A 13,916-nucleotide genomic window follows, 5' to 3' on the forward strand; every position below is an offset into this window, starting at 1 on the left:
TTATTTTTTGTTTGGGTCATACTTTGCAAAGTCAGGTCTGTCTTGATGCGTCCATGTCAATTTAAACCCTGTCGTCAAAATTTGTCTGTCCCAATCTCTTTTTATTTCAAAATTTTGTTCTGAAAAACTGCCAATAAAAACTGCAATTGCAATTATTATTGTTGAGAAAGTCCATAGAAATCCAGTCAACCATTTTGAAGCCTTGATTTTTGTCCAGTAATGGTGGAAGAGAAATACAATTATAAAGCAAAACAAAAAATAGATTATGAAGTCAAATAAAAATTCAAGTACAAAAATTTGAAGAGACATTGATGTGTGCCATCCGTCGGCTGCAAAAGCCAATGGAAATCCAACCATCATTGTGTCAGGAGCGTCAACAGGTAAAACATACCACCATTTTGTAATTAACCCAAACAAAATAATTGTCAAGGGAAGAATAAGTCGCCATGTAAGTTGTATCAATTTCATGTAAGAAGTGTCCGCTTAAATGACGCACAACACATAAATATACGTACCTTCTTGGTGAAAAATCATTTGATTTACAGATGAAAATTCAACAAAAGCTAATACACTAATACGATCCTTCTTTTTACATTTTATTGTCTGCTGGAAAAAAATCTACAGATCAAACTCCCAAACCGTTCTGTACGTCCCATGCTTTTCAGCATAGGTCAGAAATTGATTATAAAAAGGATCTGCTCCAACCGTTGCACTATCGCCAATAACAAAGAGTTGTTCCCTTGCCCTGGTGATCGCTACATTCATACGCCTGTAATCTTTTAAGAAACCAATAGTTCCATCATCATTACTTCGCACCAATGAAACAATGATTGTTTCTTTTTCCTGTCCCTGGAAACTATCGATGGTGCTGATGCGTAAACCTTTTGCTAATTGTTCCTTAGCAGCAACTACCTGTCCGGAATAAGGAGAGATGAATGCGGTACGCTGTGCATCCAGTTGCTCCCGTTCCATCAACTGACGAACAATGTTCAATTCACCTTCATTCTGCAGACTCACACCATCCGGTCCATGAGTTTCATTGTAACCCGAACCTGCTGTATCAATAAAGGTTAAATGCACACCTGTATCGGCAAGATGTTCGGCCGTATGCAAGAGATCATTATAAAAATAACTGCTGCTGAAACCCGCAATGGTCTTGCGCATGCGGTATTGAATGTTGAGCAAGGACGCTGATTGCAGTTTATCGATCGCCACTTCAAGAATTGAACGGTTAAAGCCAAGTATGGCTGCTTCGTTACTTAACACCGTTGGTGGTAATTGCCAATGATCACCCGCCAACACTATTTTCTCAGCCAATGGAAATACACACCATGCCAATGGTTCAATACATTGTCCTGCTTCATCGATCACCAATGTGGTAAATATTCGGTTGCCAAGTTCAGCATCGTACAAACCAATTGGTGTGCCTGCAATTACCTGTGCATCGTCAAAGAGTCTTTCTTCGTTGTAGTGTTGCAGTTTTTTTATTTCGGTGCGGATGCTTTTTACTTCTTTAAACAACAGGTTGCGTTGTTCCCTTTCTGCTTTGCCAAAACTGCGTTTGTATTTCAAGGCCATGCGGCGAAATTCTTCGACCCGCTTTTTTAATTCTTTTATTTCTTTCAGCGCTTTGCTGTTGTTGAGTTTGCCTTCGGGAGTATGATTGAAAATAACTTCATCAACCTTTGTTGCATTACCAACACGCAGGAGATTAATGCCTTGCTGCAACAATCCTTTCGATAAGTGATCAACAGCAGTATTACTCGGTGCAGCCACCAATACTTTTTCTCCCTTTTGTACCAACTGCACAATGGCTTCGATCAAAGTTGTTGTTTTGCCCGTGCCGGGAGGACCATGCACAATGCTTACTTGCTCATTATTCAGAATAGCTGTTACAGCCTGCTGCTGACTTTCATTCAAACCTTTATTACTGAATGTTGCGTTATTGTTTGAGTGCTGTTGTTCATGATCAAGCAATGCATTATTGTCGTGCAGTTGCTCAAACAGTTTGTAGTTGGGTTTGTTGTTCTCCAGGTCCAGCAATGTTTTTTTCATAATGCTGGTGGTACGTGTATCCGGAGCGAGTTTGATGCCTACGCCATTATCTTCTATCCAATCAGGAAAATCAGGAGCAAACAAACGGAACTCACCATTCTTGCCATCTAAATTCAGCAGCACGCCTTTGATCGGTTCTTCACCCGTCACAAAACATTCAATGGCGGCACCATCCCGAAATAGATTTGCTTCCGGAGGAAATTGCAGCTTGAATGTGATCTCCGGGTAATCGGCATAACCAAAGTTTTTTCGAGTAACAACAATGGGATGTAGAGCAAGCCCTTCGGCTTTCAGTTGTTTTAACGAATGTGTCTGATCGAGTTTGTAACGGTTGGCCTGTTCCTTTTCTTCGAGATCAATACACTGCAGTAAACGTTGAATGTGCGGATGCATGCCGCAAGTTAATACGGATTTTTGGAAGGATTTATTCTTGTGTCGTACATATTTAAAATGAAAATGTACTTACCCATCACTTTATAGTACATCTTGTTGTGCTTTGTAATAAGGATGGCTCTAATGTTCTTTACTTTTGATGAGGGAGCTCCTAAATAAGGTTGTTTTGAAAGCTGATCAAGTCTTCTTTCAATTTTTTGGAGAAAGCCAACTGCTACTTCATGCGTCCATTCTTTTTCAAGATACGCTAAAGTCTTGGTCAGTTTATTCAGAAAACGTTTTTTGAGAATTACTTCGAGCGCCATTTATCCGTAGCTTTTTTAAATTCTTCCAGCGTAACGGTATCTTTAAAATCGTCTTCATTTGCAAGCTGTTCCAGCTCTTTTAATTGCTTGCTGTTCAAGTGATCAGTAACGTCGTTATTCTTGGTGTTTCCATAAAACACCAAATCTTCTTTCAACAATGAAAGGAGTTCTTCGTTATCGGTATTTTCAATTAATGCAACCAGTTCTTTTTTTAATTCTTTCGCTCCCATGTATTGGCGTTTTAATAAAGTTACTTTTTATTTCCGGTAAAAGCATGACGGAATTCAAATAAACAATCCCCATTCATCTTCATACTCATCTTTTTCAAAAGTACTCACCCAATGTTTGAACAATTCTCTGAACTTGTCGATCTCTTCACGTATTACTCTCCGGTATTCATCACTCATCAATCCATCTTCTAAAAAACCATTGGTGGAAATTTTAATGTATTGTGCATTCTTCCGAATGATCGAAGCATTCTCCATGCGAATGGTATATAAACCAACTTCCGAACTTTTAATTTTCACCGCCACTTCAAACGCATCGCCTAACACAGAACCTTTCAGGTAATCCATGTGTTCTTTGTCGTACAAACCTTCATTGTCGGTATCTGGCATGGAGTCAATTGCTGCACGCAATACCGTCATCACATCGTTCCATTGCACATACATGGCTTTGCATGCTTCCGTTGTAGGTTTTGGTTTCCAGCTTTCACCTTCTTCTTCTTCAAACTCATCATCGTCATCCCATGGAGGTAATTCGTGTAGATCGTCGTTTCGCATAAGATCGCTTTTTATAAAATTACTTTTCCGCCGGCCATTTTTCAAAATCCTTAAACCAACTGCTGTTCCAGTATTGATAACGTGGAATAACGGTTGCTTTCAACCGGCGCAAAAAATCAGTATAGTTTTTTTGTGAGGGCATGCTCCATAAACTTTCACTCACAGCAGTCATACGTGGGAAAACCATGTAATCAACTTTCGTTGTCCATTCCATGTACTCGGTCCAAACGTTTGCCTGTCCGCCCAATATTTTATCAGCCAGTCCTTTTTGTTTGATGGATGCAGGAACAGGGTCGTAATTATAAACTGCTTCCAGGGGATTGTAACCATGAATCGCCAGACTATCTTTCGGATCTTTACTTTGGTAATGATCGAAGTAATAAGGTTTGCCCGGCGTCATAATAACATTAAACCCTTTGTTCGCCGCTTCAATTGCTTTTGCATCGTTGGCCCAGTTCATCACAATGGTTGATGTATCGAGTTTGCCTTCCATGATCTCGTGCCAGCCGATCACTTTTTTGTTTTTCTCTTTCAGGTATTTGCTCACCTGCTCAATAAAATAAGTTTGCAAAGCCACTTCATCTTTCAGTTTATTTTGTTTGATGAACTGTTGCGTAGTCGCACTTTGTTTCCACCACATTTTACTGCACTCATCGCCACCCACATGAATATAAGGCGATGGAAACAGATCAGCTATTTCATGAAATACTTTGCGCAGAAATTCAAACGTAGCAGGTGTTGGCGCCAATACATTGTTTACTCTGTTGTACATGCCCCATGTTGCTGCAACGCCCCATTTGTTGGTTGGGTCGGTACTTAACTCAGGATAAGCAGTAATGGTTGCACGGCTATGACCGGGAATATCAATTTCAGGAATGATGGTAATGCCACGCACTGCAGCATACGCAATGATCTCTTTTACTTCGGCTCTTGTATAATAACCGCCGTAACGTTTGTGTTCGTAACGTGCAGGTGCATCTTTAAAATGACCAATGAGTGTTGAATCTCTCCATGAACCAACACTGTTGAGTTTGGGATAGGAGAGCATTTCAATCCGCCAACCCTGGTCATCGGTTAAATGCCAGTGAAACGTATTGAACTTATGAAAGGTCAAATAGTCGATATACTTTTTCACATACGAAACAGGAAAGAAATGACGCACCACATCGAGATGCATTCCACGATAGGCAAAGCGAGGATAATCAAAAATGCGACAGGCCGGCACTTCAACAACAGCAGTTTGTTTTAATGGCAGTAATTGTAAAAGGGTTTGAATACCGTTCACAATTCCTCTTACTGTTTTTGCTTTGATGATGATCTGCTGTTGTTGCGATTCCAGCACATACATTTCATCTTTTGAAATCGAATTGCTGAACTGTAAAGAAATCGATGCTTTTGATTTTGCATCCTTTCGGTTTTGTGCAATTGTTTGCAAACCGCATTGCTGTTGTAATTGCTGTTGCAGGTAAGCTGCCTGTTGTGTAAAGATGTCATCAAAAGAAATAACTGCATTTGTAGTAAGTTTTACAGGCTGTCCATTCAGCTGTTCTGTTTTTACAGGAACCGGAACAATAGTATTCAACTGCTGTGCATTGATTGTTTTGCTAAGAAGCAGCAGGAATACGAAAAGCGTTTGTTTGTGCATGCGGTAAAGATAGCAACTGTTGATTTTTTGACGGAAACAGCAGCGTCATTTAACAAAAACGATTGTCGTAATCGGCCTTTAGTTTGTCGCACCAACACCTTTTAATCCTTGCAAAATGATTTTATGTTTGTTCTGTTAATCAATAAAACTAATTATCATGCAAAAGATCACTCCTTTCTTATGGTTCGATGGTAATGCAGAAGAAGCCATGAACTTTTATCTGTCTGTGTTTAAAGATTCAAAAAAGATATCAACCATGCCCGGTCCCGGTGGTTCGGTAATGGGAGTTGAATTTGAATTGAACGGTTTGGAATTTAAAGGCATCAATGCCGGGCCTATGTTTAAATTCAATGAAGCTGTTTCTTTTTTTGTGAATGCGGAAACACAGGAAGAAATTGATTATTACTGGAACAGCCTTATCGCAGGCGGTGGAGAGGAAAGTATGTGTGGCTGGCTGAAAGACAAGTTTGGTTTAAGCTGGCAAATCGTTCCTCCGGTATTGGGCCAGCTGCTGGGACATCCTGATCGTGAAAAAGCAGGACGTGTAATGCAGGCGATGTTACAAATGAAAAAGATCATCATCGCCGATCTTGAAAAAGCAGCTCAGTAATTTTTTGTAGATTACCATTTCAACATAAACCCTTCATCATGCCTGCTACAACCAACTGGCCCGAAGCAATGAAGCCTTTGCTGAAGAAATACAAAGGCAAACAACATCCGCTTGATTACAAGAATACGTACCAGCTGATGGTAATGGTAGTACTGTCGGCACAGGACAGCGATCGCAACATCAATAGTCTTGCACCTAAATTATTTGAAGCGTATCCAAATATGCAGGCGTTGACGAAAGCAACAGAAGAAACCTTGTTCCCGTTCATCAGTAAGGTGCGCAATTTTGGAAATAAAGCAAAATGGCTCACAGGTATTGCTGAAAAGATAAAGAAGGACAGCAATATTCCTGAAACACTTGATGCATTGGTTGAACTGCCGGGTATTGGCCGCAAATCAGCCTGTGTTATTTTGCGTGAAAGCGGTAAGCCTGCTGAAGGTGTAATTGTTGATCTGCATGTAGTGCGTGTGGCTCCACGTTTAGGTATTGCAACGGGTACTGATCCCAAGAAAATAGAAAAGCAGATTATGGAAGCACTGCCGCAAAAAGACTGGGATGCAGGTATGGCCATGTCCTTTTTAGGAAGGGAAATTTGCAGACCAAAACCTAATTGCGAAAAATGTTTAATGAATACGGTTTGTGAATATTATAAAGCGAATGGCTGATTTGTGAAAGATTTTTGCGTGATTATTTAAATGCGGATTGTACTAACAACAATACAAAAAGGATAACGCTAAATCATTGTTTTCCAGTTTCGGAATTTTCCAGCCCCAGCTTCTAATATCATATATATATTTGTGTTGTAGGCAATTTTTTTGACAAACCGTTACAGTTTTGAAACTCAAACTTCTCATCACTATTTTTTCATCAATTTTCCTTTCAAGTTGTTTGTTTGACAGCGATAGCGGCAAAATAATTGGCGAGTATGAAACTGTTTGGATAGACATTCCGCAAACAAGAAGTATTAATAAAGGTGAAGAAATCATACCTGCTTACGTTTCAGAAATAGGACACAACTCCAATTTTATAATTGCTAAACAACAGCCCATTAAGCAAGGCAATATTGTGACAGTACATACAGACACGACAAATTATTACATCATTACAGTTTCTGACAACTCATTCCAAGACAAACCAGTTTACGGACCGTTAAATAAAAAATCCTTTGACAGTTTAAGACAAGAGCTAAAAATTGAGAATATCAAGTTTGATATGTTCTATCCCGAATATTGACAAAATTGAAGAATCAATTATGTGTGACAAATGCTTTAATGATGAAATAAAATCTTTTCCTACACAAGCTGACTTTGAACAGTTTGACTTAGTGTTGACAAAGAAAATCGCTAATGACAAAAGTATTAAAATGGGCAAGTTTGTTGACACAGCCTGGAAAGATATAGGCTATCAAGTTTACGAGTGTGTTGTGTGCGGACAATTGTGGAAACTTTCAACACCAGAGTATTCCGACAGAGGCTACTTTTTACGACTGACAAAATAAAACTGCCTACAACAGGCGGTTTGGCAATATGGCGGGGCGACGAATGTATTCTTAACTTTTTGTTCGCTAATCAGCTTCAGTTCCAGCCCTTCTCTGGCGCAGGTCTCTGACCTGTTGCCAAACGTTATTAATCTTGCCACAACAAACTATTGCAAAAAAAGTAACGGCCATGTACAGGTCGGGAGACCTGCACCAGCAAAGGTCCTGCACAAGCGAAATAACGCCAAGCAACAGAATAAACAATGAGCTTTTGTATCTTTAAGCCCTTTCCGTTAGACGCAACTTGAAATCGATTCGAATGAAAAATAACTTTACTCTTTCCTTGTGTTTTATTTTGTTAAATACTTTTTGGGCCTGTGGTGACGGTAAGAACTCGACAGGAACGAATAAAGCGGTAGATGAATATATGCGACATCAATTAAATGGAGATTGGCATGACAGTACTAATCTTCGAGTTTGGCGTTTCAACTATGACTCTGTTTATTATTATGATAGAAACAAGGCATTTGCTTATCGGCTAGATAGCCTTAAGCTCAGTGTGAAGTTCGACAATTCAGAATCATTTGCATATGTTGGGTGGATAACCGTTGAAGGCGACAGTTTAACTTTCGACGCCGGAGACTCGAAAATTGTGCTATATCGGTTGAAGAAAAAAACGGCAGCAGATTTAGACAAGCTTTTAAAAAGAACAAATCGCTAATCATCGGCAGTTGTTGGCTGAACGTCATCTAGTCAACTTTAGTTGTTGTTTTCATCAATACTAATCCTAATGGGCTTTTGTGACTCTCTGGCGCAGGTCTCTGACCTGTTGCCAAACGTTATTAATCTTGCTACAACAAACTATTGCAAAAAAGTAACGGCCATGTACAGGTCGGGAGACCTGCACCAGCAAAGAAACCGTAAACCCGATTTGTATAATTTAAGCGATGGTTGTAATATTGAAGCGCAGCACTTATATCTGCTGTAATGAAAACCATCCTTTTAATGGAAAACCAAAAACCGCCATTTAATCGTCGTAAATTTTTAACCAACGCTGCAAAAATTGCAGGTGTTGGTGCTGCGGGTTTCATTTACATGAAGGGTTGTAACAATGAGCCTTCCGAAGTAGAGCCCGGTCCCGGAAATAAGCATGTTTTTCTTACCAATCCTTATTTAGTAACACTTGAATCTTCAAAAGCCTACATACGTTGTATTACCAATTTAAAAGCATACAGCTGGGTTGAGTATGGCGAAACAGAAAAGCTTACGAACAAAGAACATGCAACCACTAACGGACTTGTAAATGCCAACACACGCATCCACGAAATAGAGCTGAGTGATCTTAAGCCCGGTACAACGTATTACTATCGTGTTGCATCTAAAAACATCATCGAGTTTCAGCCTTACAAAGTTGTTTACGGCGAAACCATTTACAGCAAATTCTACCAGTTTAAAACAATGGATGAGCAGGTTGCCGAAACAAGTTGGCTCATCTTAAACGATATTCATGATGTAAGAGGATCGTACGAGCATATGATCGGGCTTAACAAAAACGAACCGTTTGATTATGTGTTTTTAAATGGCGACATGTATGATGATATCGAAAACGAAGACCAGGTTATTGAACTCATGATTAAACCCTGTGCAGAAACTTTTGCAGCAGAAAAGCCAATGATCTTTGTAAGAGGTAACCATGATATACGAGGAAAATACGCAAGAGAAATGCTAAACTATTTTTCTTTTCCGAAAGGTCCATTTTTCACTTACCGGCACGGACCTGTTTTTGTAATTGTGCTTGATACAGGAGAAGATAAAGAAGATGCTGCTGCTGTTTTTGCAGGTCTTGTAGATTGTGAAGCATTTCGGAAAAAACAAGCCACATGGCTTGAAACGGTATTGCAATCGGACGAATATAAAAATGCGCCGTATAAAGTAGTGAAGATGCATATCCCTACGCATTATACCACAGGAGGTAAAGGCGAGTTGCATTGTCGTGAATTATTTACACCGTTGTTCAATCAGTACAAAGTGGATTTGGTTATCTCCGGTCATACACACAAATGGGGAGTATATCCACCTAACGATATTCATCAATATCCGCTTGTAATTGGTGGCGGTCCGAGAACAGGTGCCCGGACTTTAATAAAGGTAAAAGCTAACATGCAGCAATTGAAACTGCAAATGCTTGATGATTCGGGAAAACAGGTTGGTGAATATCTTATAAAACGTTAGTGCTTTTATGATACGTCCTGCAACAGAAAACGATCATGCAACACTCATTAATGTGTGGGAAGCTTCGGTACGTGCAACCCATCATTTTTTGCCCGAAGCTTATCTACAGGAAATAAAACAGATTCTGCCGCATGTATTTTCGTTAATACCTGTGCATGTGTACGAACTTTCAAATGGAGATGTTTGTGGTTTTGCCGGAGTAGACAGTGGTAAGATCGAAATGTTGTTTCTCCATCCCGATGTGCGTGGAAAAGGAATAGGAAGGGAGATGATTCGTTTTTGTATGCAGGAGCTTGCTGCAGATAAAGTGGATGTGAACGAACAAAACCAACAGGCGGTTGATTTCTATAAACATATTGGTTTTACTGTTACCGGCAGAAGCGAACTGGATGGTGCAGGCAAACCCTTTCCTTTGCTCCATATGCAGATGGCAACTTCAATAAACAATTAGTTTGATTCTCTGTTTTTGCCGAACCATCATCTTGCTTTAGTTTAGCAGAAATTATTTTCATTGTCAGTACTTCCTCCCGATATCAGAACTGTGCAGGTAATGCGTTACGTAACACCTTTGCGTGAAGGTGGATCGTTGCCTGCAATTGCAGAAGCAGACGATGGTTTTTTATATGTACTGAAATTTCGTGGTGCAGGGCAAGGGAAGAAAGCATTGGTTGCCGATTTTATTGGTGCTGAAATTGCAAGAGCCATAGGCTTAAAAGTTCCTGAAGTGGTGTTTGCCGAACTGGATGAAGCTTTTGGCCGCATGGAACCCGATGAAGAAATTCAGGATCTGCTCAAAGCAAGCCAGGGATTGAATCTTGGTCTGCATTATTTATCCGGTGCAATTACGTACGATCCCGCTGTAAACAAAACAGAACCGTTACTTGCTTCTAAGATTGTTTGGCTGGATGCATTGCTCACCAATGTAGATCGCACAGCACGCAATACCAATATGCTCACCTGGCGAAACGAACTCTGGCTCATCGACCATGGTGCTGCCTTATACTTTCATCATTCGGGTTACCAGTGGGAGGAGCAATCGATGCGGCCGTTTGTACAAATCAAAGATCATGTGCTGTTACCACAAGCCAGACTTTTGCAGGAAGTTGATGAACAACTGAAAGCTGTGCTTACTCCCGAACGGATTGCGGCTATTGTATCGGTTGTGCCTGATAGTTTTTTAGCAAATGAACATGAAACAAAAGATGCTGCTGCATTGCGTGAAGTATATGTACAGTTTCTTAACAACAGAATACAACATTCATCCATATTTGTAAACGAAGCCATCAATGCAGGAAAAGTGCATATTTGAGTATGCCGTAATACGTGTTGTGCCACGTGTGGAGCGTGAGGAATTCCTCAACGTGGGTGTGATCGTTTTTTGCAAACGGCCGGCATTTCTCGATATGAAATATGTGCTGGATGAAAAACGTTTGCTCGCCATTGATCCCGAAATTGATTTGGCAGATGTGCAGATGCATCTGCAGGCCTACGAACAAATAAGCAAAGGCATTAAAGGAAACAGTCCCATTGCAGAGCTCGATCATGCAGCAAGGTTCCGTTGGTTAACAGCTAAGCGTAGTACCATTGTGCAATCTTCGGCTGTGCATCCCGGTTTGTGTGCCGATCTTTCTGCTACTACCGAAAAGCTGTTGCAAAAGCTTGTACTTGTTTAATCATCTTTATACAACTGTAATGATCGAACTAAAAGGTAAACCGGTAGATGATGAAACAAGATGCGAACATTATCAATCGCAGCTGGATATTATTGCCATTAAGTTTAAATGCTGCAACACGTATTATCCCTGTTATTTCTGTCACGAAGAAACGGCCGGGCACACAGCAGAGCGCTGGCAGGCGAATGAGCTGGAAACAAAAGCTATTCTTTGTGGAGTCTGCAAAACAGAGTTAACCATCAAACAATACCTCAACAGCGGTTACTGTTGCCCCAACTGTAATGCAGCTTTCAATCCCAAATGCAGCAATCACAATCATCTTTATTTCGACTTGTAATGCAGGACTGCTGCTGATTTTTATCATTTCTGCAAGTATTCTTCATGTATTTTAATCAGTTAATTTTCTAATACTGGTCATTCGTTGTGTTTTGTGTTTGATGGAATTTTAGGTCTGTATTCAACACATCACTTATAAAACACATCAATCATGAAACGGGAATATTGGATTAATGTAAAGCATGTTGATAATCGTCTTGTAATTTTTCTCAATGGCGAAACAATCTGGGATAGTGGTATTGTTCATGGCGATCCGCAAATGGATGAAATGATTGAAATTACCAATGAGCTGCAGGAACATCCTGAATATGCGAGTGAACTGATCTTTGAAGGCTTTAATGATTCGTACGATTCAAAAGGCGTAGACGATCAACTGAATCCCTGGCATTTTCAATACCGCATTTTCTCAAGAGTGTATGATGATAAAGGAATACTGTTGAAAGAAACCGATCTTATCCGTCCGTATAATGAAAAGCATTTGTCAAATCCCAATATCAAAGCAATTGATAACAGCTATCAGTTGATATTGAAAGATGATGATTACAAAGTGATCTCCAATTCACTGGTGCAACACTTTTATGAATAACAGAAAACAAACAGGCGTTTCATTTTTGAAACGCCTGTTTGCTGTTAATCCTTTCTGTTTTACTTTCGGGCATGGGTTTACTCGAAGTAAGAAATGTTTTTAAGAAAGAAGGAGAAACAGATGCCGTAAACGGAATCAGTTTTGTACAGAAGCCATTTGAGAAAATTGGCATTGCAGGCGAAACAGGTTCGGGTAAAACAACACTCTTAAAAATGATTGCCGGGTTTGTGCAACCCGATGCCGGCGAAATGTATTTCAAAGGGCAAAAAGTATTGGGGCCTTTCGATCAGTTGATACCCGGGCATCCCGGAATCGGTTACCTCTCACAGCATTTTGAATTACGGAATAACTATTGGGTCAATGATTTTTTAGAGATGGCCAACAAACTTTCAGAAGAAGAAGCAAGCCGCATCTTTTCTGTTTGTGAAATTGATCATTTGCTTCGCCGCCGTACACACCAGTTATCGGGTGGCGAAAAACAACGCATTGCTTTAGCCAGATTACTTATTACTTCTCCTTCTTTATTAATCCTGGATGAACCGTTTTCCAATCTTGATGTAATGCACAAAGCTACCATGAAGCGTGTGGTAGAAGAAGCAGGCAAACAATTCAACACCAGTTTTATACTTGTATCGCACGATCCTGCCGATCTGCTTTCATGGGCCGATACGATTTTTTTAATGCAGGCAGGAAAAATTATACAGCAGGGTAGTGCTGCAGAAGTATATTTAAATCCGGTTAATGAATATGCTGCCGGATTACTGGGAGAGTATAGTTCTGTTGATGCGGCATTGTTTAAAAAAGAAAGTGATCGATCCGAACTATTACTTCGTCCACATCAATTGCAACTAACAACAAAAACCGATGATGCAGTTGAAGCAATTGTTGAAATGGTAAATTATCGTGGTTCGCACAGTGTATTACAGCTTGCTGTAAATAAAGAACGCTTATTCCTTGTACAAGTAGGAATAAGCGTTCAAAAAGGCGATACTGTTTATGTTAAGCTTGTAGTGTAATTGCTTAGTTGTTTATCCGGCCCGTTTAACATTTACTGCACTTAAGCCCTTGTGTGTTTGTTCAACTTCAAATGTTACTTTGTTGTTTTCTTTAACAGGCTCTGCTAAACTGTTAATGTGTACAAAAATGCTTTCGCCCGAAGAAAGATCTTTAATGAACCCATAACCTTTCGATTCGTTAAAGAAAGAAACAATACCGGTACGTATTAAATCGGCAGGATCTGCTTCTTCCTGTTTGCGTACACCAATTTCAATATCTTCCAGGTTTATTTCTTTAACCTTACTTAAATCGGGTGGCGTATCTGAAATATTTCCATTCTCATCAATATAAGCAATCATATCATCGAAAGATTTGCCTTTCGCATTCTCTTTTCGTTCCTGCTTACGCTCTTCTTTTTCTTTTTTGCTTTGTTGCTTTTTCTTTTCTCTTTCTTTTTTATTCCAGTTATCGGCCATTATAAAAGATTATGGTTTTTAGTTTACAGTTTATAGTTGTTTTAAAGCCTGTTTTATAAAATCGGTAACTGTTCCGGAGAAGAAAGAACAGTGTGGTGGCGTTCAATGTAAAGTTAAGTCTTTCGCAACAGAGTATAAGCTTTAAACTGCTGAACGTTATTATTTGCCTGCAGAAACAAGGGGTACAGACTTCCATTTTAAAATAAAACAACGAAAGCGGGCCAAATAGCCTACCTTTGCTGTTCTTATTGTTATCTCTCCCTTGTTTGTGAGTATCCTTCTCCTCAAATATGTGATATGTTAACCTAAGGCAGATAAAGTATCATTTCATTTTGATAGCCTTATCACAT

18 protein-coding genes are annotated in these 13,916 nt (G+C 39.7%); 11 read left to right on the forward strand and 7 right to left on the reverse strand.

Annotated elements, in window-relative coordinates:
* From ESA94_RS16080 to ESA94_RS16105, 6 genes are all read right to left on the reverse strand, one after another.
* Window positions 1-468 (reverse strand): hypothetical protein, encoded by a 468-nt coding sequence (locus ESA94_RS16080; RefSeq protein ID WP_129131962.1) that lies wholly within the window; start codon window positions 466-468, stop codon window positions 1-3.
* Between the two features lie 150 nt (window positions 469-618).
* Window positions 619-2,448: an AAA domain-containing protein gene (locus tag ESA94_RS16085; RefSeq protein WP_129131963.1), complete on the reverse strand. Its 1,830-nt coding sequence runs from the start codon at window positions 2,446-2,448 to the stop codon at window positions 619-621.
* 8 nt (window positions 2,449-2,456) lie between these two features.
* Window positions 2,457-2,753 (reverse strand): type II toxin-antitoxin system RelE/ParE family toxin, encoded by a 297-nt coding sequence (locus ESA94_RS16090; RefSeq protein ID WP_129131964.1) that lies wholly within the window; start codon window positions 2,751-2,753, stop codon window positions 2,457-2,459.
* On the reverse strand, window positions 2,738-2,983 hold the full coding sequence (locus tag ESA94_RS16095; protein ID WP_129131965.1) for a hypothetical protein: 246 nt from the start codon (window positions 2,981-2,983) through the stop codon (window positions 2,738-2,740). Before ESA94_RS16095 ends, ESA94_RS16090 begins: the two co-directional genes overlap by 16 nt.
* 54 nt (window positions 2,984-3,037) lie before the next feature.
* Window positions 3,038-3,535 (reverse strand): hypothetical protein, encoded by a 498-nt coding sequence (locus ESA94_RS16100; RefSeq protein ID WP_129131966.1) that lies wholly within the window; start codon window positions 3,533-3,535, stop codon window positions 3,038-3,040.
* A 19-nt stretch (window positions 3,536-3,554) separates the two neighbouring features.
* A complete protein-coding gene (locus ESA94_RS16105) occupies window positions 3,555-5,180 on the reverse strand; it encodes a beta-N-acetylhexosaminidase (protein WP_129131967.1) in 1,626 nt (541 codons plus the stop codon).
* A 157-nt stretch (window positions 5,181-5,337) separates the two neighbouring features.
* On the opposite strand from ESA94_RS16105, the gene ESA94_RS16110 reads away from it, so the two are divergent.
* The 11 genes from ESA94_RS16110 (at window position 5,338) to ESA94_RS16160 (ending at window position 13,110) form a co-directional block, all read left to right on the forward strand.
* Window positions 5,338-5,790 (forward strand): VOC family protein, encoded by a 453-nt coding sequence (locus ESA94_RS16110; RefSeq protein ID WP_129131968.1) that lies wholly within the window; start codon window positions 5,338-5,340, stop codon window positions 5,788-5,790.
* Between the two features lie 38 nt (window positions 5,791-5,828).
* A complete protein-coding gene (locus tag ESA94_RS16115; RefSeq protein ID WP_129131969.1) occupies window positions 5,829-6,455 on the forward strand; it encodes an endonuclease III domain-containing protein in 627 nt (208 codons plus the stop codon).
* A 169-nt stretch (window positions 6,456-6,624) separates the two neighbouring features.
* Window positions 6,625-7,023 (forward strand): DUF3997 domain-containing protein, encoded by a 399-nt coding sequence (locus tag ESA94_RS16120; RefSeq protein ID WP_129131970.1) that lies wholly within the window; start codon window positions 6,625-6,627, stop codon window positions 7,021-7,023.
* 563 nt (window positions 7,024-7,586) lie between these two features.
* Window positions 7,587-7,988, forward strand: coding sequence for a hypothetical protein (locus ESA94_RS16125; RefSeq protein ID WP_129131971.1), 402 nt, complete (start codon window positions 7,587-7,589; stop codon window positions 7,986-7,988).
* Between the two features lie 284 nt (window positions 7,989-8,272).
* A complete protein-coding gene (locus ESA94_RS16130) occupies window positions 8,273-9,499 on the forward strand; it encodes an FN3 domain-containing metallophosphoesterase family protein (protein ID WP_164972767.1) in 1,227 nt (408 codons plus the stop codon).
* 7 nt (window positions 9,500-9,506) lie between these two features.
* Window positions 9,507-9,950 (forward strand): GNAT family N-acetyltransferase, encoded by a 444-nt coding sequence (locus tag ESA94_RS16135; RefSeq protein ID WP_129131973.1) that lies wholly within the window; start codon window positions 9,507-9,509, stop codon window positions 9,948-9,950.
* Between the two features lie 60 nt (window positions 9,951-10,010).
* The gene (locus ESA94_RS16140) at window positions 10,011-10,808 is read left to right on the forward strand and encodes a HipA family kinase (RefSeq protein ID WP_205755995.1); all 798 of its coding nucleotides are present in this window, start codon (window positions 10,011-10,013) and stop codon (window positions 10,806-10,808) included.
* Window positions 10,786-11,172 (forward strand): DUF3037 domain-containing protein, encoded by a 387-nt coding sequence (locus ESA94_RS16145; protein WP_129131974.1) that lies wholly within the window; start codon window positions 10,786-10,788, stop codon window positions 11,170-11,172. Before ESA94_RS16140 ends, ESA94_RS16145 begins: the two co-directional genes overlap by 23 nt.
* A gap of 19 nt (window positions 11,173-11,191) precedes the next feature.
* The gene (locus tag ESA94_RS16150; protein WP_129131975.1) at window positions 11,192-11,509 is read left to right on the forward strand and encodes a CHY zinc finger protein; all 318 of its coding nucleotides are present in this window, start codon (window positions 11,192-11,194) and stop codon (window positions 11,507-11,509) included.
* 150 nt (window positions 11,510-11,659) lie between these two features.
* Window positions 11,660-12,094: a hypothetical protein gene (locus tag ESA94_RS16155; RefSeq protein WP_129131976.1), complete on the forward strand. Its 435-nt coding sequence runs from the start codon at window positions 11,660-11,662 to the stop codon at window positions 12,092-12,094.
* 71 nt (window positions 12,095-12,165) lie between these two features.
* Window positions 12,166-13,110 carry an ABC transporter ATP-binding protein gene (locus ESA94_RS16160; RefSeq protein WP_129131977.1) on the forward strand — a complete coding sequence of 315 codons (945 nt, stop codon included), beginning with the start codon at window positions 12,166-12,168 and terminating at the stop codon, window positions 13,108-13,110.
* A 12-nt stretch (window positions 13,111-13,122) separates the two neighbouring features.
* On the opposite strand, the gene ESA94_RS16165 is transcribed toward ESA94_RS16160, so the two are convergent.
* On the reverse strand, window positions 13,123-13,566 hold the full coding sequence (locus ESA94_RS16165; protein WP_129131978.1) for a cold-shock protein: 444 nt from the start codon (window positions 13,564-13,566) through the stop codon (window positions 13,123-13,125).
* Window positions 13,567-13,916: the final 350 nt, after the last annotated feature.

Origin of the sequence: Lacibacter luteus (assembly GCF_004118265.1) — a bacterium.
Lineage (GTDB): Bacteria > Bacteroidota > Bacteroidia > Chitinophagales > Chitinophagaceae > Lacibacter > Lacibacter luteus.